This window comes from Propionibacterium sp., assembly GCF_047719395.1.
Taxonomy (GTDB): Bacteria; Actinomycetota; Actinomycetes; order Propionibacteriales; family Propionibacteriaceae; genus Propionibacterium.
Genome location: NZ_JBDNTB010000055.1, coordinates 1 through 17,841, shown reverse-complemented (window position 1 = coordinate 17,841; position 17,841 = coordinate 1). Strand labels below are relative to the sequence as shown.

Below are 17,841 nucleotides of genomic sequence, written 5' to 3'. Positions count from 1 at the left end.
CCCCCCGCCGCCGTGCGGGGGGGGGTCGCAGATTGTAATACCCCCCCGCGCGCGGGGGAACCCCCCGGTTGTGGGTACCACTGCCACCCGCGGGGGCCGCATGGCCCACGGCGGCACGCAGCATGGTGGGGTAGTCGTCGACGCGTCGCACGCCGTAGTGGCTCATTACCTCGGGCAGCGCGGCGGCAGTGGCCTGCCTGTTGGTCAGCACATACGAAACGCCCGACGGGATTCGGACATTGTCCTCGAGGACCCGCCAGTCCCCATTGCCGTCGCGGATGCAGTCGATACCGGCCACATGGATGCGTACGCCATTGGCCGGGGTCTGGCCGGCCACCGCGCGCACGAAATTCTTGGAGGTGGTGATCAGGGCACGGGGTACCACGCCATCGGCGAAGACCTGTCCACCGCCATAGATGTCTTCGAGGAATGCCTCGAGTACTCGCACCCGCTGTTTGAGTCCGATTTCGAGTTGTGCCCATTCATCGACGGCGATGATGCGGGGCACGATGTCGACCGGAAATGGCTCCTCATGACCGCTGAAGTCGAAGGTGACGCCGATGTCGAGATAGCGGGAGGCCAGGTAGCCGGCCCTGCTGCGAACCTCTTCGCTGCCCTGGGCATCGAAACCCCTGGCCAACTCGGAATAGAGATCCCGGACCCCACCCGCGCCGACCATTTCATCGAACGTTCCCTCGCGGACTGGATAGCCGGTCAGCAATGAACTCATAACGGAAATATAGGGGTCTGAGTGCATTGGATGTGGCGGTCTCGTTACAGCCAGAAGAACTGGTCGTGCAGACAGCCGGTGTTCGTTGCAGGTGTCCGGAGACGGAGAAACGCCAGCACGCGACGAACGTGGCGGCGCACTACCGGTATCGGATGTGCTGGACGAGAAGGGTCAGCCTGCGAGCAGGGCCGCCTTCTGCGCCGAGAACTCGGCATCGGTGAGCACGCCGGCGGCATGCAACTCGGCGAGATCCTTGAGCAGCCTCACCCGTTCACCGGCGTCCATCGGTGCGGCAGCGGGTGCGACGGGGGCAGGAGACGCCACGGGGGCGGCCTGAACCGGCTGCACAACTTGATGGACAACGGACGGCTGTGCGGCGGCGGAATTCCACCTCTGCTGCTGGCGACGCTGCACCCGGCCGTGAACAGAGGACGCGACCGCTGCGCGGCCCGCGGTACGGAGCAGGCTCATGACGTGGACTCCAGTTCTGCCAGGGTGCTCTCGAGGTCTTCCGGGAGCACCGGCTCGTCGCTCAGCAGGGTAGCTCCCTCGCTGGCGAATGCGGCGATGATCGGTGTGAAGGTGCGGTTCTCCTTGAGCAGCACCACTGCCTTCTGGCCGATGGCCAGGGGCTCGGTCACCAGTTGCAGATCCGCCTCGTCGAGCAATTCTGACTTGGCACTGATGAAGTCCCCGGCCCCGAGCGAGGTGATCTCGGTGGCATCGAGGAAGCGCAGCCCTTCGGCCGTCTTCTCCACGAAGTCGGCGTCCAGGACGGTGAACAGGCCATCCCTGACGGCCTCGAGGAGTGCCTTCCATCCTTTGGAAATCCCGTTGGCCGGCAGCTGGAGTACGACGGCGTCGACAGGCCCCAGTACGTCCAGGGCCTCTTGTGCGGTGGGATCACTCATCCGGCCAGCGCCTGCTTCTTGATCGCGGCGAATTCCTCTTCGGTGATGACGCCCTTTGCGAGCAGCTCCTGTGCCTGTGCGATCTCCGCGGCAGGACTGGTGCCTGCGGTCTGACGAATGTAATCCTCCACATCGTTCTCCGCCTTGATGGCCGCCTCGCGACGGCGGGTCTCCATGCCGCCACCACGGGCGATGAGGTAGACCAGCGCACCGATCAGGGGGAAGACGATGAGGACAAGGATCCAGATGGCCTTCGCAACACCGCCCACGCTCTTGTCGCGGAACAGGTCGCTGATGATCATGAAGAAGACCATCAGGTAGGCGATGAAGAAGAAAATCTCGATGACGAGCCAGAAGAATTGCAAGAAATCGTTAGCCATGTTCTCTCCACATTTGGGTACAAGCCGAGGTCAGCATGTCAGATCCGGTGGGTGGGGAAGTGCAAATCGGTCATTTGGCCCCGATCCAGGAGGTTCTCCCGGATGTCTTCAGCCCGGGGCTGACTACTTGCAGCGTCGCGATCCATGGTATCGCGACGAAGAAGACGGCGGAGTCGCCGCAGCCGTGCAGCGACAGCACCGGAATGATGATCCCGATATGTTCCTCGTATGGAAATCGATGTCGAGGGGGTGCACCAAGAAGTCTCGACCGGACACCTTCCCAATTGGTCCCAGGTCCAGCGACTGGTGGCCGAGGCGCATGCCCGCACCATCAGTGATGACGATGGTGCAGTGGCTGGCTACATCCCCGTCCTGGCGGAGGCTGACCCGGAGCGTTTCGCGATCTGTGTCGTGTCGAACCAGGGTTTGACAGCCGAGGCGGGGGACACCGCCGATGTCTTCAGCATCCAGTCCATCTCGAAGGCCTTCGTCTATGCGCTCGCCTGCGAGGCGCTGGGCCATCAGCTGGTGCTCGAACGAGTTGGTGTCAACAACACCGGCCTGCCCTTCAACTCCGTGGTCGCCATCGAGCTCAATGCCGGTTCCCCGATGAATCCCATGGTGAATGCCGGGGCAATCGCCACCACCGCACTGCTGTCGGCCGCCGATTCAGCCCAGCGCTGGGAGCTGGTGCGTGAGGGGCTGTCCGCCTTCGCCGGTCGGCGGCTTGAAATCGACGCCCAGGTGTTTGCCTCGGAGACCGCCACGAACCAGCGCAATCAGGCGCTGGCCCAGCTGCTGGCCAGCTATGGCCGGCTCGACGCCGCTCCGGCGGAGGCCGTGGATGTGTACACCCGGCAGTGCTCCTTGCTGGTCAGCGCACACGATCTTGCGGTGATGGGGGCGACCCTGGCCGGCGGTGGCGTCAATCCTGTGACCGGGATGCGCGTGGTGGGCGAGCAGGTGGCACACGACACACTTGCCGTGCTGGCCACCGCGGGCATGTACGAACGCTCGGGGGAGTGGCTGTTCGAGATTGGGCTGCCCGCCAAGTCCGGCGTCTCGGGCGGTATCGTGGCCATCTCGCCCGGCAAGGGAGCGGTCGGTACCTTTTCGCCGCGCCTGGACAGGGCAGGAAACTCCGTGCGGGGGCAGCGGGCTGTCGCCTTCCTGTCCCGAAGCCTCGGGCTGGACATCTTCGCCTCCGCGGCCTGAACCCCGGTGGTGAACGGCATTGTGTTTTGCGCCGTGGGCATATCCTCCGCGATGTGTGCGGCGAGGAGGATCCGTGGCGGAAACAGTGACGCATTTCTGGGCTGGTGAGCCGGTCGTGCAATGGTGACCCCGGGCTCGGAATCGGGTCGTCCCCATGCACAGGATCTGACCGTCGGCCATCCCAGGTTCGGGCCGCTGCGGCCCCGGCTGGTGCTGGCGACCTGCTGCATCTCGTTGTTCATCGTGGGCATGGACAACACCATCATCAATGTGACGCTCCCCTCCATCCAACGCGAGCTGGGAGCCTCCATCAGTCAGCTGCAGTGGGTGGTGGACGCCTATTTGCTGGTGCTGGCGGCGCTGTTGATCTTCTCCGGCTCGCTGGGAGATCGCGTGGGGCGTGCCAAGATCTTTCAGGTCGGGTTGGTGCTCTTCGCGGCGGCCTCACTGTCGTGTGGGCTGGCACCCAATGTCGGGGTTCTCATCGCCTGTCGTGCGCTGCAGGGCGTCGGCGGTTCGATGCTCAACCCGGTGGCCTTGTCGATCATCCGTGAGACCTTCGAGGACCCGAAGCGCAGGGCCCAGGCGATTGGCGTGTGGGGCGGCGTGATCGGCGTCTCGATGGGGATCGGCCCGGTGCTCGGTGGATTCCTGGTGCACTTCGTCACCTGGCGGGCCGTCTTCTTCATCAACGTTCCGGTGGCCATTGCGGCCATCATTCTCACCTACTGCTTCGTGCCGGAATCGCGCGCCGGACGCTCCCGGCGTCCCGATCCGATGGGGCAGGTGCTGGTCTTCCTCACCTTGGGTTCATTGGTCTTCGCAGTCATCGAGGCACCCCGGCTCGGCTGGGACTCGGGCCCCATCATCGGCGGTTTCGTCCTGGCCGCTGCGGCCGGGATCGTGGTGGTCCGCTACGAGTTGCGTCGCACGGATCCCCTGATCGAGATGCGGGTCTTCCGCTCGCCGGCATTCTCGGCAGCGACATCAATTGCCGTGCTGGCCTTCTACGTGCTCGCCGGGTACATGTTCCTGCTGACTCTGTATCTGCAGGACACCAGGGGTTTCGATGCTCTGCACGCCGGCCTGTTCCTGCTGCCCAATGCACTGGCGATGTTCATCTGCGCGCCGCTGTCCGGTCGCCTGGTGGGTAATTTCGGGCCACGGCCCTCCATGCTCATCGGTGGCATGTCCCTGACCCTGTCGGCGCTCATGCTCATCGGGCTGGACACCAGGACCTCGGACCTGGTGATCCTGGGGGCGGGAGCTCTGGTCGGTGTGGGATCGGGTTTCGTGAACGCGGCGATCACCACCACGGCGGTGTCCGGTCTGCCCGCATCCGAGGCGGGGGTGGCTGCCGGAATAGCGTCTGCGAGCCGGCAAGTGGGGTCTGTGCTCGGCGTGGCAGTGGTGGGCATGCTGGCCTCCAACTCCACTCGGATGGTGGGCACCGATCCTGGGGTCTGGCTGACTCTGGTGGCTGCGGGGGCCGCGATCATCATCGTCACGCTCATCACCACCCGGCTGGGACGCGATCACCAGAAGATCCCGACACCAGCGGTTTGAGTCCGTCCGGATGCTTGCCGAGTACGCGATACTGGGCGGGTGACTGACAGGTCGAATATTGAATGCTGGCTGACCGACATGGACGGCGTCCTGATGTGGGAATCGCAGGCGCTGCCCGGAGCCAGCCAACTCATCGAGCAGTGGAAGGAGCGCGGTCAGCGTTTCCTGGTGCTCACCAACAACTCGATGTTCACCCCAAGGGATCTCTCGGCCCGCCTGCACCAGGCGGGCATCGAGGTGCCGGAGGACTGCCTGTGGACCTCCGCGCTGGCGACCGCGCGCTTCCTGCAGACTCAGCGTCCCGGCGGCAAGGCCTATGTCATCGGCGAGTCGGGGCTGACCACCGCTCTGCACGAGGCGGGGTATGTGCTCACCGACGTCGAGCCGGACTATGTCGTGCTGGGCGAGACGCGCTACTACTCCTTCGAGGCGATCACCAGGGCGATCAGATTGGTGCTGGGTGGTGCCAGACTGATCGCAACGAATCCTGACGCCACCGGGCCGAGTGCCGACGGTCCCATTCCGTCCACCGGGGCGATCGGTGCCCTGATGACGAAGGCGACCGGCTTCGAGCCCTACTGGGTGGGTAAGCCCAATCCCATGATGTTCCGGCTGGCGATGTCCAGGGTGGGCGCCCATTCGGAGACCACCGGAATGATCGGCGACCGGATGAACACGGATGTCATCGCAGGTATCGAGGCCGGTGTGCACACAGTGCTGGTGCGTACCGGTATCTCCGACGACGCCGAGATCGCCAAGTATCCCTTCCGTCCCAATGAGATTCTGGACTCCGTGCAGGACCTGCTGGAGTGACCAGCGCCAGGAAACCGATGAGCTGATCAGTCGTGCGGACTGAGAGTTTCCATCGGCAAGGAGAATCGGCTGTGGCCCACAGGGGCCACAGCCGATTCTTCGTTCGGTGTCCGATCGATCCCCTTTCGGCGGGAGTCAGAGCCACCGAAGGTGGAATTCAGACAGATTCTGCATGCCAGATGCGCTTCAGGTAATCGTTCATCGAACGGTCGGAGGAGAAGAAGCCGCAGCGAGCCACATTGAGGATCGACATCTTGGTCCACGACTCCTTGTCCTGGAAGTTCAGGCGCACCTTGTCCTGCGCCTGGCAGTAGGACTGGAAGTCGGCGAGAACCATGAAGCGGTCCTCATTGAGCAGGCTGGACACGATCGGCGCGAAGGTTTCCCGGTCACCGTCGGAGAAGATGCCGGAGCTGATCAGGTCGATCGCGGCACGAAGCTGCGGGTCCGACTCGTAGAACTGACGCGGCCGGTAGCCGGAATCGCGAAGTTCGGCCGCTTCGGGTTCGGTCATGCCGAACAGGAAGAAGTTGTCGTCGCCGACGAGCTCGCGGATCTCCACATTCGCGCCGTCGTCGGTGCCGATGGTGAGGGCGCCGTTGAGTGCGAGCTTCATGTTGCCGGTACCGGAAGCTTCCATGCCTGCCAGCGAGATCTGCTCGGAGAGGTCGGCTGCGGGGATGAGCCGTTCGGCGAGGGTGACGTTGTAGTTCGCCGGGAATCCGATGCTGAGCTTTCCCTCCAGAAGCGGGTCGTTGTTGATGACCTTCGCCACGGAGTTGATCAGGTAGATGATTTCCTTGGCCATCCAGTACCCGGGGGCGGCCTTGGCGCCGAAGATCACGGTGCGCGCCTGGACGTCGTCCAGCGACTTCTTCCCGGAGATCACCTCTTCGTACAGGCTCACGATGTGTAGCAGTTTCAGCATCTGGCGCTTGTACTCGTGCAGGCGCTTGATCATCACATCGATGAGGTGGTCCTCGGGGATGGCGATGCCGTCGCGTGCCCGCAGCAGCTTCGAGACGTTGACCTTCGCCTTGGCCTTGACCTCGCGGAAGGCTCTACGGAAGGCGGGATCCTGCGCATAGGGTTCGAGTTCGTTGAGCCGGGAGAGATCGGTGACCCAGCCGACACCGAGCGTGTCGCTGATCAATTCGGAGAGCCAGGGGTTGGCGAGGCAGATGAATCGGCGGGGTGTGACGCCATTGGTCACATTCGTGAACTTCTCGGGCCACAGCTCGTCAAAGTCGTGCAGCACCTTGTCCGCCAGCAGCTGGGAGTGAAGTTCCGCGACGCCGTTGACCTTGGTCCCTGCCACGGTTGCCAGGAATGCCATCCGCACAGCCGGGTTGGCGTCGTGGGTGACGATGGACATCGCCTGGGCCTTGGCCTCGTCACCGGGAAAGCGCTCGCGGACCTCGGCGAGGAAGTCCTCGTTGATGTGCTTGATGATCTCCAGGTGGCGGGGAAGCAGCCGGCCGAGCAGTTCTGCGGGCCACACCTCGAGGGCCTCGGGGAGCAGCGTGTGACAGGTGTAGGCGAAGCACTGTGTGGTGATCTCCCAGGCCTCGTCCCATTCGAAATTGTTCTCGTCCACCAGGACGCGCATCAGCTCGGGCACCGCGATGACGGGGTGGGTGTCGTTGAGCTGGAAGATCACATGCTCGGGCAGCGTGTGGAGGTCGAAGTCGGGCCCGACCACGCTGTTGATGAAGTCGTGGATCGAGCACGCGACGAAGAAGTACTGCTGCTGCAGGCGCAGCTCACGTCCCTGGGGGGTGGAGTCCTCGGGGTAGAGCACCTTCGTGATGTTCTCGGCGAAGGTCTGGGCGCGTACCGCCTCGGGATAATCACCGGAGTTGAACCGCGCGAGATCGAAGGCGTTCGTGGCCTTTGCGCTCCACAGCCGCAACGTGTTGACGCGGCCGTTGTGGTAGCCGGGGACCATGTAGTTGTAGGGCAACCCGATGACATTCCAGGCCGGAACCCAGTGGGTGCGCTGCACGCCGTTGTCGTCATAGGTCTCTGTGTGGCCACCGAAGTCCACCTGTACAGAGGCCTCGGGATGCGGGAACTCCCACGGGGAGCCCAGCTGCAGCCACGGATCTGGCTGCTCCACCTGGCGGCCATCGACGAAGGTCTGCTTGAAGATTCCGTACTCGTAGCGGATGCCGTAACCGACGCACGGCACACCCATGGTGGCCAGCGAGTCGATGAAGCAGGCGGCCAGCCGTCCGAGACCGCCGTTGCCGAGGCCGGGCTCCACTTCCTGGGCCCGCAGCGTGGGGAGATCCAGACCGCAACCAGCCATGGCCTCCTCCGCGACTTCGCCCAGATCGGTGGCCAGCAGCGCATTGCCCAGCTGGCGGCCGAGCAGGAACTCGGCGGACAGATAACCGACATACTTCGCACCGGATTCGCGGTGCATGCGGGTGGTCTCGAGCCAGCGCGCCATCAGGTATTCCCGCACGGTGCGAGCCAGCGCGAGATACTGGTCATTCACCGACGAGCGGGACAATGCCACGCCCTGGCCGGTGTTCAGTTCCTGGAGGAACAATTTCACGAAGGCATCCACCGAGTGCTGCGGTGATGACACCGGGGCCAGGGCAAGCGGGTGGGTCGGGACGGACATCGGGCCGAAATGGTCGATCTCGGTGTCAGGATTCTCGTCGGCGGGGACGGGCAAGACAACGTCAGCGGTCATGGGCGCAACGCTAACCGAGTTGAGGACGTATTGTGCACCGTCCTCCCAGTGGGCAATCCAGGGGGATGGGAATAACAGGTGATCAGCGCATGTGAAAGGGTCAGCAGCACGAGGGCCGACCCGGTGGCTGGCCCTCGGATGGCAGATGTGTCCACACGGGCAGCGCACGACGGACAGGCGTTCGGCGCCGGCCCCCGTATGACCCCCAGGCATTGTCAGCACAGGATTCACATTCATTCCGTACAGTGCACGAACAGCTGACTGCCAGGCCGGGAGACGAGAATCGCTGTCGATGTTGATGATCGATGAGCCAAGAAAGTGCACCCCGGGTCTGGGCGGCCAGGTGCTTCCACAGGAGCACAAGGGCCGTCTGGGCTGGGTGGATGCCTCGCGCGGTGTGGTCATGCTCATGGTGTTGGTGCTGCATGTCTGCGGATACGAGTACCTGTCAGATGTGAACGGTTACTCAGGACCGGCGTTGCGATTCTGGGACGATGTGAACCAGGTCTTCAGTGCGGCGCGGATGCCTGCACTGTTCATCATCTCCGGTTGGCTGGCGGCCACGTCGATGAGCAAGGGATTCGGATTCGCGAGGAATCGGCGGCGAATACTGACCAATGCGTGGCTGTTGGTGCTGTGGACCGTGATCTATGCCCTGTTGACCGTAGCCGTGGGTGGGCAGAACATGCCCAATTCGGTGATTCCGTCCACCGTCGTCCTCAACATCGTGCTGCCCAATTCCACGCTGTGGTTTCTGGCCGCACTGGTCTGGTACACAGTCCTGCTCACCGCGCTCCGGCATGTGCCGCCGCTGCTCGTGGTGGCTGGATTGTTCTGCCTCAGCGCATACACGATCACCTTCTGGACCACCGAGACCGGACTGTGGGTCAAGCTTCCCCAGTTCGGGCTCTTCTTCGCGCTGGGCGCCTATGCGAAGGCCTTCTTCGGCTGGGTGGCCGGGCATCCTGCAATCGTGCTGCCGATTTCCCTGGCGGGCACCGTGATGAGCATGTGGTGGCAGTCCTACCAGAGTGAACATCAGGAATGGGGATATTTCTCCTTCCTCGCGATTGCCGTCTTCCTGCCGCTGTTCATCTTCGCGTTGTGCGGATGTCTCTGCGAGCATGCGGCGCGGCTGGCCGCCCCGCTGGAGTCAGTGGGCCGCAACACGGTACTGATGTATCTGCTGCATTTCCCGGTACTTCTGGTGATCGTCAGTATTGCCCCGGTGCACGAGCTGGTGATCCGATTGATGGGCAACGAGCTCATGCGCTGGATCTGGCCACTGGTGCTCACCATGGCGATCGCGATGGCCTCGGTCCTCCTGAAGAAACGAATCGAGGCTTCCCGATGCGGCTGGCTGCTCATGCTCCCGGGATTCCTGGATGATCTGGCGGCCTCGGGTATCGACCGTGGCCGCCAGAGAATTCCCGGTGACATCACCACGGGTCAGCACGAGCCGCTGAGGGCGGGCGGGAGCAGGGGACTGACTTTTCAGCGCGGCTTCCCCTCGGAGTGAAATCCCTTGTTCATGTCCGGTTTGGCATTTCGCCACCCAAGTACTCGGTCCTCGCCGTACGCTCAGTCCTGATGAGGGAGGTTTGACGTGACGGAACTGGAAGATGTGACGCCCGATGCTGACGAGAACCTCAGGGAGTTCATCGATCACCTGGTCGAAGAGGGTTACACCGTCACCGATGGTGAGACTCCCGATCCTCAGCTCATCGACCCCGGCGGACGTGCCGTGGAGACCTGGCAGGACAACTATCCCTATGCCGAGCTGATGGATCGCGACACCTATGAGCGCGAGAAGTACCTGCTCCAGATCGAGATGCTGAAGCTGCAGTACTGGGGTGAGGACACCGGGGTGCGTAACATCATCGTCTTCGAAGGCCGTGACGCAGCTGGCAAGGGCGGCACGATCAAGCGCTTCACCGAGCACCTCAATCCGCGCGGCGCGCGGGTGGTGGCGCTGGCTAAGCCCACCGCAGAGGAGAGGGGTCAGTGGTACTTCCAGCGCTACATCGAGCACTTTCCCACTTCGGGGGAGATCGTGCTGTTCGACCGTTCCTGGTACAACAGGGCCGGCGTCGAAAGGGTGATGCAGTTCTGCTCCCGCGAGCAGTATGCCGTATTCATGCGGCAGGTTCCTGACTTCGAGCGGATGATCGTGGAATCAGGTATCCACCTCACGAAGTTCTGGTTCTCGGTCACCAAGAGGGAGCAGCGCACACGCTTCGCGATTCGCCAGATCGATCCGGTGCGGCGCTGGAAACTTTCGCCGATGGATCTGGAATCCCTGGGTCGCTGGAAGGCCTACACCGAAGCCAAGGAAGCAATGTTCGACGCCTCGGATACAGACCAGGCTCCCTGGATCACGATCCGGAGCAATGACAAGAAGCGTGCCCGGCTCAATGCCATGCGCTACTTCCTCAGCCAGTTCGACTACGAGGGCAAGGACGAAGAGGTCGTGGGAACTCCTGACCCGCTCATCGTGCAGCGGGCCAAGGACACCCTCGATGACTAGTCCTGGCTGGTCCTGGGCGCCTGGTGCTGGTCTGCTGCTCCGGGGCCCATCCCGGGGCGGTTCGCGAGGGGCACTGGACCACTGCCTGCGGTGGGCCGTGCGCCCCATGGTGGGTGCGGTGGGTGCGGCCGCGATTCCCCTGCATGGCCGCGGCCGAGCACGAGGTCCAGCCAGGCTCGCGCGGCCGGGGACAGGTGGGCGGTCTCCCGCCAGACCATCCGGATCGTCCAATCCACCTGTTCGGCCATCGGCACGGCAACCACTCCGGCCACCGGATGGTTCTCCAGTACCAGCTCCGGGAGCAGCGTGACGCCCATGCCAGCGGACACCAGGTCGATGAGGAAGTCAGCCTGGGTGCTGCGGGTGGCGATACGGGGGTGGATGTTCGCCTTGGCAATGGCGTTCTGCACGATCTCGTTCAGCGCGAAATCGGGGGAGAGCAGTAGGAAATTTTCCTCGGCGAGCTCGCCCAGTGACAGCACCGGTCGGTCGGCCAGCGGATCGTCCTCTCGCAGCAGCACCACCAGCGGACGGCTATCGACCAGGTCACTGGTCATGCCCTCCAAATCCGTGGCGATGGTGGCTGCGAGCTCGACCTCGCCGGAGGAGATCGCGGCCAGCAGCCGCTGGGAGCCATGCTCGGTGAGTTCGAGTTCAATACCGGGATAGCGCTCCCGGTAGGTGGCCAGCAGATCGGCGAACAGCGGCCCCGAGCCCACTCGCGGGAGGCCCAGGCGCAGCGAGCCTCGGCGTAGCCCACGTAGATCGTCCAGTTCCTCTTGAAGATTCTGCGCCTCCAGCAGGATGTGCACTGCGCGTTGGTAGACCAGCTGCCCGGCCTGGGTGAGCCGGCTGCGAGGACGATCACCACGCATGAGCAGACTGAAACCCGATTCGCTCTCAAGCGCCTTGACGGCCTTGGAAACTGCGGATTGGCTCACAGAGCACGCCCGGGCCGCCTCGGTGAATCCCCCGCAGCGCACCACCTCCACGAAGAGCCGCATGTCCTTGTATTCCATATTGGAATCAATTCTATCCAAGCGATTTCTGATTGTGCATGGTGATCCGTAACCTCGGGCTGGTGATGGTTGAGCGGGTCAGGCCCGCGATCAGTCCCCGCAGATTCCTGGCCAGCAGCCCTATTGCTCAGTTCGCGCTGCTGCTGATCATCTGGTTCGTGGGGTGCAAGATCTCCGAGGGAACCGGTATCCCTGTGCCCGGTCCCGTTCTCGGTCTGGTCATCACCCTTGTGCTGCTGGCCACCGGTGTGCTCGATCTGTCCTGCATCGATGACGCCGCGGGCTGGCTCATCTCGGAAATGCTGCTGTTCTTCGTCCCCGCAGTGATCGCTCTGGTGGTGCATCCAGAACTGATCGGTCTCCTGGGCATCAAGGTGCTCGCGGTGATCGTCATCAGTACCGTGCTCGTGATGATCGTCACCTCACTGGTGATCGAATACGCCACGAAGATGATCGTCCGCGAGGTTGTCGGCGAGGAAGAGGAAGAGGACTCCCTGACCCAGGCGGAGGACATCTACATCGCGCTCCGCACCCAGTTGCTCGATGCCGGATATGAATACGGCTACGGCTGGAGGAACGGGAAGTGATTCAAGTCCTGTCATTCTGCCTCTGGTCGGTCCTGACCGTTGGCGTCTACGTCATCTGCAAGAAGATCCACAACCGGTGGCCCTACGCGTGGACCATGCCGCTGTTGCTGACCCCTGCTGTGCTCATCGCGCTGGTGCTCGCCTTCGATGTCAAGTACTCCACGGTGCACTCGGGTACTGCCTGGCTGGTCACGCTGCTCGGCCCCACCACTGTCGCCTTCGCTGCGCCGATCTGGCGTCAGCGGGAGCTCATTCGCAGGCTGTGGCTGATCCTGGTGATCGGCGTGGTGGTGGGAAGTCTGACCGCCATGGGGTCGAGTTTCGTGCTGGCCTCGCTGCTGGGCATCAACGGCACGCTGCGGCTGAGTCTGGTGCCTCGCTCGATCAGCACGCCCTTCGCCATGATCATGTCCACCGATATCGGCGGCAATGCAGATCTGACCTCGGCTTTCGTGGTGCTGACCGGCATTCTCGGGGTGATCCTCGGCGAGTCGCTGCTCAACATCCTTCCGCTGCGCACACATATGGCCAAGGGCATGATGCTCGGCGTGGGTGCCCACGGCATGGGCACCGCCAAGGCCCAGGAGGTCGGCGAGACCGAGGGCGCCATCGCAGGCTTGGTCATGGTGCTCACCGGTGTGGTCAATGTGCTCGTCGCCCCACTGGTGGCCATGGTCCTCTCCTGACAGAGGTTGGCTCGGCGCGCCGCCCCAACCGCTTCATGACAAGGTCTTCCACTCTCGGGCCGACCGGCCTGGATCGATCAACCGGGACAATGGCGTGATGGCTCTTGCATTCGTATACTATTGCAGCCGCTGCAACTTTCCTGTAGCTGCAAAATGCACGCCAACGTCGGCGCTCCCAGGCCGTGTGTTGGCGGGGGAGCATTGAGATTGCGTGCCTGAATCCTCGGAGGACTGCATGTCAACGGTCTCTGCCCCACAACAGGCAGCATCATCGGTGGGTGATTCCAAACCGGTCATGAGCCATGGGGACATCCTGCTGGTCATCTATGCGCTGATGGCCGCAATGTTCCTGTCCTCGCTCGACCAGACGATCGTCGGTACCGCGATTCGTACTATCGGCGATGATCTGCACGGGTTGGACAAGCAGGCCTGGGTGACCACTGCCTACCTCATCACCTCGACGATCACGGTGCCGATCTACGGAAAACTGTCCGACATCTTCGGCCGTCGCCCGCTCTTCCTGTTCGGCATCGCGGTCTTCGTGCTGGGCTCGTTGATGTCCTCGTTCTCCACATCGATGCTGATGCTGGCCGGCTTCCGGGGCGTCACCGGGCTCGGCGCCGGAGCGCTCATGTCACTTCCGCTCGCGATCATGGGCGACATCCTCGCTCCCCGGGAGCGCGCCAGATATCAAGCCTATTTCTTCGCCGTCTTCGGTGCTTCGACGGTCGTCGGGCCATTGGTCGGCGGTCTGTTCGCCGGGACGAGCAGAATTTTTGGCATCGCCGGCTGGCGCTGGGTCTTCCTGGTCAATGTGCCGGTCGGTTTGATCGCCATCGGGATGATCGTCGCCTTCCTCCACCTGCCGAAGGTGGGTGACCATGTCAAGACCCGCATCGACTGGTGGGGTGCCGCCTCTGTCATCGTGGCTCTGGTGCCCTTGCTCGTGGTGGCTGAGCAGGGCCGCAGCTGGGGATGGACATCCGGGGTGTCCATCACCTGTTATGTCATCGGTGCACTCGGCGTGGTGAGCTTCCTGCTGGTCGAGCGCCGGTTGGGTGATGACGCCATCGTGCCGCTGAGGCTGTTCGGCTCGCACACCTTCTCGATGGCCACCATCCTCAGCGTGCTGGTCGGTTTCGGCATGTTCGGCGCCATGATGACCATCCCGTTGTTCCTGCAGATCGTGCTCGGCCTCACTCCGACGGAGTCCGGCCTGGCTGTCATCCCGATGGTCTTCGGTCTGGCGATGGCGGCCATGATCTCCGGGCAGATCACCGCACGCACCGGGCACTACCGGATCTTCACCACCACCGGCACCGGCTTCATGGCTGTCGGGTTCGTCATCTTGTCGTTCATGAAGTACGACACCTCGCTGGGGTACATGATGATCGGCATGTTCGTGCTGGGGGCCGGCGTCGGGCAACTCATGCAGACGCTCATCCTGGCCAGCCAAACGGCTGTGGGCCCGAGGGACATGGGTGTCGCGTCGAGTTGTTCGACCTTCTTCCGCCAGATCGGCGGCACGCTGGGAACAGCCATCATGCTGTCCGTGCTGTTCGCGGTACTGCCGTCCAACATGATCAACAGCATGACCAATCAGCAGACGCTGCACTCTGCACTGGATGATGCGCTGAATCCCGCTGTCGCCACCGCACCGGCGAATCAGGCGATCATGAAGCAGATGTGGACGCCGATCGTCCAGCCCGTGCAGGCCAATGTGCAGACCCAGCTGGATCAGGCCACCACAAGGGCCAAGGACGCAGCCGACCAGGCTGTCACCCAGAAGGTGACTGATGCCGTCAACGGCCAGGTGGCTGCCGGTCACCTGCCCGCAGCCGCGGCTCCTACGGCGATCGAGCAGCAGGTCGCCGGTGCACGGCCCGCGGCCGAGGAGCAGGCGCTCACCTCCGCGAGCGCTCAGGCTCATGCCTCGGTCATGGATGGCAGACTGCAGGTCAACTGGTCCGACAATTCCCAGCGTCAATTCTGGGTGGACCAGATCACCCCGCAGCTGGCCCAGCAGATCGATCAGAACAAGAGCAAGCTGACGAACTCGTCGAGTTCGACGACCAGCGACACCTCCTTCCTCAATGGGGCGGCCAAGCCGCTGACCAAGCCCTTCATGGTCGGTTTCACCGAGTCATCGGTGACCATCTACTGGATTGGTTTCGCCGTGATCATGCTCGCCTTCGTGTTGAGCTGGTTCTTCAAGGTGCCCCCGCTGCGCAATTCCTCAGCCCTCCAGGAGCAGGCCGATGAGGTGGCCGGTGATTTCTCCACGGAGGTGAAGCAGGCTGAGCTCGGCACCATCGACTCCGGGGAGTCCGGGTCGACAGCCGACGTCACCGTGGCCTCCGATCAGTATCACCCGGCGCGAGCCCGGCAGATCCCGGATAATTCCGGAAACAGGGATTGACGGTCGAATGGGTAGGCATGAGTCGCGTGGTGGCCATGACGGCAGTCTGCGTGAGCGCAAGAAGCAGCAGACGCGCAGGGCCATCCATGAGGCAGCCCTGAACCTTGTCGAGGAGGCGGGGTTGGACGCGACGACCATCGAGCAGATCTGCGCGATGGCCGACGTGTCCCCCCGCACCTTTTTCAACTACTATCCGACCAAGTCGGCGGCGGTGCTCGGTCTGACGGACACCCCCATCACCGATCAGGCGGCAGCCCGCTTCCGGGCCGCTGAGGGTGGCCTGGTAGCTGCGCTGTGCGAGGTCATCATGGACGGGATGGAGAACAACTCGGACACTCTGCGTGTCAAGCATCTCGCGATCAGGCGCCCAGAGCTGGTGCCGGAGTTCACCCAGTGGGTCGGCCAGGTGCGCGAGCAGTTCTTCCAACTGGCTCAGGAGCGCGCCGCCTCGCGAGAGGAGGCCGTTGCCGCGGCGACCCTCGTGATGGCCGGCATGGGGCTGGCGATGCAGGACAGACACCACAACGAAACCCTCCTGGCAGATGCCCTGGACAGGGCGATCGACCGGCTGGTGGCCTCCCGGCAATTGCAAATGACGCCACGGCAAGCTGGTTGACCCCTACCTGGGTTGACCGTCCGGGACACAGCTGAATTGCCGTCGGGAAGCCGGCATGAGGGGAAAATCAGGGCGTTCACCCTGCGTTCACCTAGAACCCTTACCATCTTTTTGGCTTAAACCTAGGAAGGGTTCTCGTGGTCAGTCTGCTTCTTGTGCTGGTGATCGTCACAGCACTTGCCTTTGATTTCACCAATGGTTTCCATGACACCGCCAATGCCATGGCCACCTCCATAGCCACCGGCGCGCTCAAGCCCAGAGTGGCAGTGAGCATCAGTGCTCTTGCCAATCTGGTGGGCGCATTCCTGTCCACCGCTGTCGCGGGCACCATCTCCAGCGGCCTCATCGTCGGCGAGGGTCATGGCTTCACGATTCACCCCGTCTGGATCTTCGCCGGGCTGTGCGGTGCGATCCTGTGGAATCTCATCACCTGGCTGCTCGGCCTGCCGTCCAGCTCCTCACACGCCATGTTCGGCGGGCTCATCGGCGCAGTGATCATCGGCGCCGGCGCCGAGCACATCAACTTCGGTACCGTGATCGGCAAGGTGCTCATCCCCGCCTTCCTGTCGCCCTTCGTGGCAGGCATCGCCGCACTGGTGTGCACCTACTTGATCTACCGGCTCACCCAGTCCTTCAAGGAGGACGAGGTGGTCTCGGCGTACAAGCACGGCCAGACCATCACTGCCACGCTCGTCTCGCTTGCGCATGGCACCGGCGATGCGCAGAAGACCATGGGTGTCATCACCTTGGCCCTCATCGCCAACGGCCTGGTTCCCGCCGGTTCCACCCCACCCATCTGGGTGATCCTGTGCTCCGGCACCGCGATTGCACTGGGCACCTTCACCGGCGGCTGGCGCATCATCCGCACCGTCGGCAAGGGCATCACCGATGTGCAGACACCGCAGGGATTCGCTGCGGAGGCCTCCTCGGCCGTCACCCTGCTGGCTTCCTCGCACCTGGGCTTCGCGCTGTCCACCACGCAGGTCTGCACCGGTGGCGTCATCGGTTCCGGTATCGGCCGCAAGCTCGCCGAGGTGCAGTGGACCACGGTCGGCAAGATGGCTGTCGCCTGGCTGGTCACGCTGCCGTCCGCGGCGATCGTCGGTGGCCTGGCCTCCTGGACCGCGGGCCGCGGCCCGATCGGTGAGGCGATCGTTTTCGTCTGCCTGATCGCCGCTGCCTTCGCCATCGTCGTTCGCTCGCGTCGCAATCCTGTGGACGCCACCAATGTCAACGATGTCGAGCCTGTCGGCGAGAAGATCCCGGCAATGGCTGCGGCCTGAGCCCGGCGAGAGCAAGGAACAACAATCATGACCATCAATTGGATGAACTTCCTCATCGTCTTCGTCGTCTCCGTGGGCGGCGCACTCGTGCTGACCATGGCCTTCACCATGGGCACCCGCTATCTGCTGGCCCGGCAGACGAGCACGGGCAGCACCAGGGTCGTCCAGACCGTCGGTGTCGTACTGTTCTGGGGCGTGGCGATTCTCGTCGGCATCTTCGGGTTGTGGCTCATCATGTCGACGACCTCGATCTTCGCCCATCACTGAGCCCCGATTCACCGGCTCTGCTGTCAGACGCCCGGGCCGGCAATTGTGCGGCCCGGCGGCGGGGGGTTGAGGGGGCGGTGGTACGCCCCCGCGGCGGCCACGCTGGGCAGAGGCTTCC

The 17,841-nt window shown here is 63.4% G+C and carries 17 protein-coding genes; 11 read left to right on the top strand and 6 right to left on the bottom strand.

Annotated features, from left to right (window positions below; all coding sequences use genetic code 11):
- The 4 genes from ABF648_RS09860 to ABF648_RS09845 all read right to left on the bottom strand — a co-directional run.
- Window positions 1–730 (bottom strand): circularly permuted type 2 ATP-grasp protein (locus tag ABF648_RS09860; RefSeq protein WP_415632113.1); only part of this gene is annotated, 730 nt, incomplete at its 3' end.
- A gap of 171 nt (window positions 731–901) precedes the next feature.
- Window positions 902–1,054, bottom strand: a complete 153-nt coding sequence (locus tag ABF648_RS09855) for an SHOCT domain-containing protein (protein WP_415632112.1) — start codon at window positions 1,052–1,054, stop codon at window positions 902–904.
- Window positions 1,055–1,197: 143 nt separating this feature from the next.
- The gene (locus ABF648_RS09850) at window positions 1,198–1,641 is read right to left on the bottom strand and encodes a hypothetical protein (RefSeq protein ID WP_415632111.1); all 444 of its coding nucleotides are present in this window, start codon (window positions 1,639–1,641) and stop codon (window positions 1,198–1,200) included.
- Window positions 1,638–2,021 carry an SHOCT domain-containing protein gene (locus tag ABF648_RS09845; protein ID WP_415632110.1) on the bottom strand — a complete coding sequence of 128 codons (384 nt, stop codon included), beginning with the start codon at window positions 2,019–2,021 and terminating at the stop codon, window positions 1,638–1,640. Before ABF648_RS09845 ends, ABF648_RS09850 begins: the two co-directional genes overlap by 4 nt.
- 228 nt (window positions 2,022–2,249) lie before the next feature.
- On the opposite strand from ABF648_RS09845, the gene glsA reads away from it, so the two are divergent.
- From glsA to ABF648_RS09830, 3 genes are all read left to right on the top strand, one after another.
- Window positions 2,250–3,236 carry a glutaminase A gene (gene glsA, locus ABF648_RS09840; protein WP_415632109.1) on the top strand — a complete coding sequence of 329 codons (987 nt, stop codon included), beginning with the start codon at window positions 2,250–2,252 and terminating at the stop codon, window positions 3,234–3,236.
- Between the two features lie 120 nt (window positions 3,237–3,356).
- Entirely contained in the window at window positions 3,357–4,802 is a 1,446-nt protein-coding gene (locus ABF648_RS09835) for an MFS transporter (protein WP_415632108.1), read from the top strand.
- 78 nt (window positions 4,803–4,880) lie between these two features.
- Window positions 4,881–5,615, top strand: a complete 735-nt coding sequence (locus tag ABF648_RS09830; protein WP_415632114.1) for an HAD-IIA family hydrolase — start codon at window positions 4,881–4,883, stop codon at window positions 5,613–5,615.
- A gap of 157 nt (window positions 5,616–5,772) precedes the next feature.
- Here ABF648_RS09830 and ABF648_RS09825 read toward each other — a convergent pair whose 3' ends face one another.
- Window positions 5,773–8,319, bottom strand: coding sequence for a glycogen/starch/alpha-glucan phosphorylase (locus ABF648_RS09825; protein WP_415632107.1), 2,547 nt, complete (start codon window positions 8,317–8,319; stop codon window positions 5,773–5,775).
- Window positions 8,320–8,617: 298 nt separating this feature from the next.
- Here ABF648_RS09825 and ABF648_RS09820 point away from each other — a divergent pair, with 298 nt between their 5' ends.
- Both ABF648_RS09820 and ppk2 read left to right on the top strand, forming a co-directional pair.
- Complete coding sequence (locus tag ABF648_RS09820) at window positions 8,618–9,838, top strand: acyltransferase family protein (RefSeq protein WP_415632106.1); 1,221 nt, start codon at window positions 8,618–8,620, stop codon at window positions 9,836–9,838.
- Window positions 9,839–9,925: 87 nt separating this feature from the next.
- A complete protein-coding gene (ppk2, locus tag ABF648_RS09815; RefSeq protein ID WP_415632105.1) occupies window positions 9,926–10,846 on the top strand; it encodes a polyphosphate kinase 2 in 921 nt (306 codons plus the stop codon).
- Here ppk2 and ABF648_RS09810 read toward each other — a convergent pair.
- A complete protein-coding gene (locus ABF648_RS09810) occupies window positions 10,843–11,865 on the bottom strand; it encodes a LysR family transcriptional regulator (RefSeq protein ID WP_415632104.1) in 1,023 nt (340 codons plus the stop codon). The genes ppk2 and ABF648_RS09810 overlap by 4 nt on opposite strands.
- 38 nt (window positions 11,866–11,903) lie before the next feature.
- On the opposite strand from ABF648_RS09810, the gene ABF648_RS09805 reads away from it, so the two are divergent.
- The 6 genes from ABF648_RS09805 (at window position 11,904) to ABF648_RS09780 (ending at window position 17,723) form a co-directional block, all read left to right on the top strand.
- The gene (locus tag ABF648_RS09805) at window positions 11,904–12,452 is read left to right on the top strand and encodes a CidA/LrgA family protein (protein ID WP_415632103.1); all 549 of its coding nucleotides are present in this window, start codon (window positions 11,904–11,906) and stop codon (window positions 12,450–12,452) included.
- Window positions 12,449–13,138, top strand: a complete 690-nt coding sequence (locus tag ABF648_RS09800) for an LrgB family protein (protein ID WP_415632102.1) — start codon at window positions 12,449–12,451, stop codon at window positions 13,136–13,138. Before ABF648_RS09805 ends, ABF648_RS09800 begins: the two co-directional genes overlap by 4 nt.
- A gap of 235 nt (window positions 13,139–13,373) precedes the next feature.
- Window positions 13,374–15,557, top strand: coding sequence for an MDR family MFS transporter (locus ABF648_RS09795; RefSeq protein ID WP_415632101.1), 2,184 nt, complete (start codon window positions 13,374–13,376; stop codon window positions 15,555–15,557).
- A gap of 7 nt (window positions 15,558–15,564) precedes the next feature.
- Entirely contained in the window at window positions 15,565–16,173 is a 609-nt protein-coding gene (locus tag ABF648_RS09790; protein ID WP_415632100.1) for a TetR/AcrR family transcriptional regulator, read from the top strand.
- Between the two features lie 137 nt (window positions 16,174–16,310).
- Window positions 16,311–17,456, top strand: a complete 1,146-nt coding sequence (locus ABF648_RS09785) for an inorganic phosphate transporter (protein ID WP_415632099.1) — start codon at window positions 16,311–16,313, stop codon at window positions 17,454–17,456.
- A gap of 27 nt (window positions 17,457–17,483) precedes the next feature.
- Window positions 17,484–17,723 (top strand): hypothetical protein, encoded by a 240-nt coding sequence (locus tag ABF648_RS09780; RefSeq protein WP_415632098.1) that lies wholly within the window; start codon window positions 17,484–17,486, stop codon window positions 17,721–17,723.
- Window positions 17,724–17,841 lie beyond the last annotated feature (118 nt).

What these genes read in the sequence shown, in the direction of transcription:
- ABF648_RS09850 (WP_415632111.1), bottom strand. Translation starts at nt 1,641, where the DNA reads ATGAGTGATCCCACCGCACAAGAGGCCCTGGACGTACTGGGGCCTGTC.
- ABF648_RS09845 (WP_415632110.1), bottom strand. Translation starts at nt 2,021, where the DNA reads ATGGCTAACGATTTCTTGCAATTCTTCTGGCTCGTCATCGAGATTTTC.
- glsA (WP_415632109.1), top strand. Translation starts at nt 2,250, where the DNA reads ATGGAAATCGATGTCGAGGGGGTGCACCAAGAAGTCTCGACCGGACAC.
- ABF648_RS09835 (WP_415632108.1), top strand. Translation starts at nt 3,357, where the DNA reads ATGGTGACCCCGGGCTCGGAATCGGGTCGTCCCCATGCACAGGATCTG.
- ABF648_RS09830 (WP_415632114.1), top strand. Translation starts at nt 4,881, where the DNA reads ATGGACGGCGTCCTGATGTGGGAATCGCAGGCGCTGCCCGGAGCCAGC.
- ABF648_RS09825 (WP_415632107.1), bottom strand. Translation starts at nt 8,319, where the DNA reads ATGACCGCTGACGTTGTCTTGCCCGTCCCCGCCGACGAGAATCCTGAC.
- ABF648_RS09820 (WP_415632106.1), top strand. Translation starts at nt 8,618, where the DNA reads ATGATCGATGAGCCAAGAAAGTGCACCCCGGGTCTGGGCGGCCAGGTG.
- ABF648_RS09810 (WP_415632104.1), bottom strand. Translation starts at nt 11,865, where the DNA reads ATGGAATACAAGGACATGCGGCTCTTCGTGGAGGTGGTGCGCTGCGGG.
- ABF648_RS09805 (WP_415632103.1), top strand. Translation starts at nt 11,904, where the DNA reads ATGGTGATCCGTAACCTCGGGCTGGTGATGGTTGAGCGGGTCAGGCCC.
- ABF648_RS09795 (WP_415632101.1), top strand. Translation starts at nt 13,374, where the DNA reads ATGTCAACGGTCTCTGCCCCACAACAGGCAGCATCATCGGTGGGTGAT.
- ABF648_RS09790 (WP_415632100.1), top strand. Translation starts at nt 15,565, where the DNA reads ATGGGTAGGCATGAGTCGCGTGGTGGCCATGACGGCAGTCTGCGTGAG.
- ABF648_RS09780 (WP_415632098.1), top strand. Translation starts at nt 17,484, where the DNA reads ATGACCATCAATTGGATGAACTTCCTCATCGTCTTCGTCGTCTCCGTG.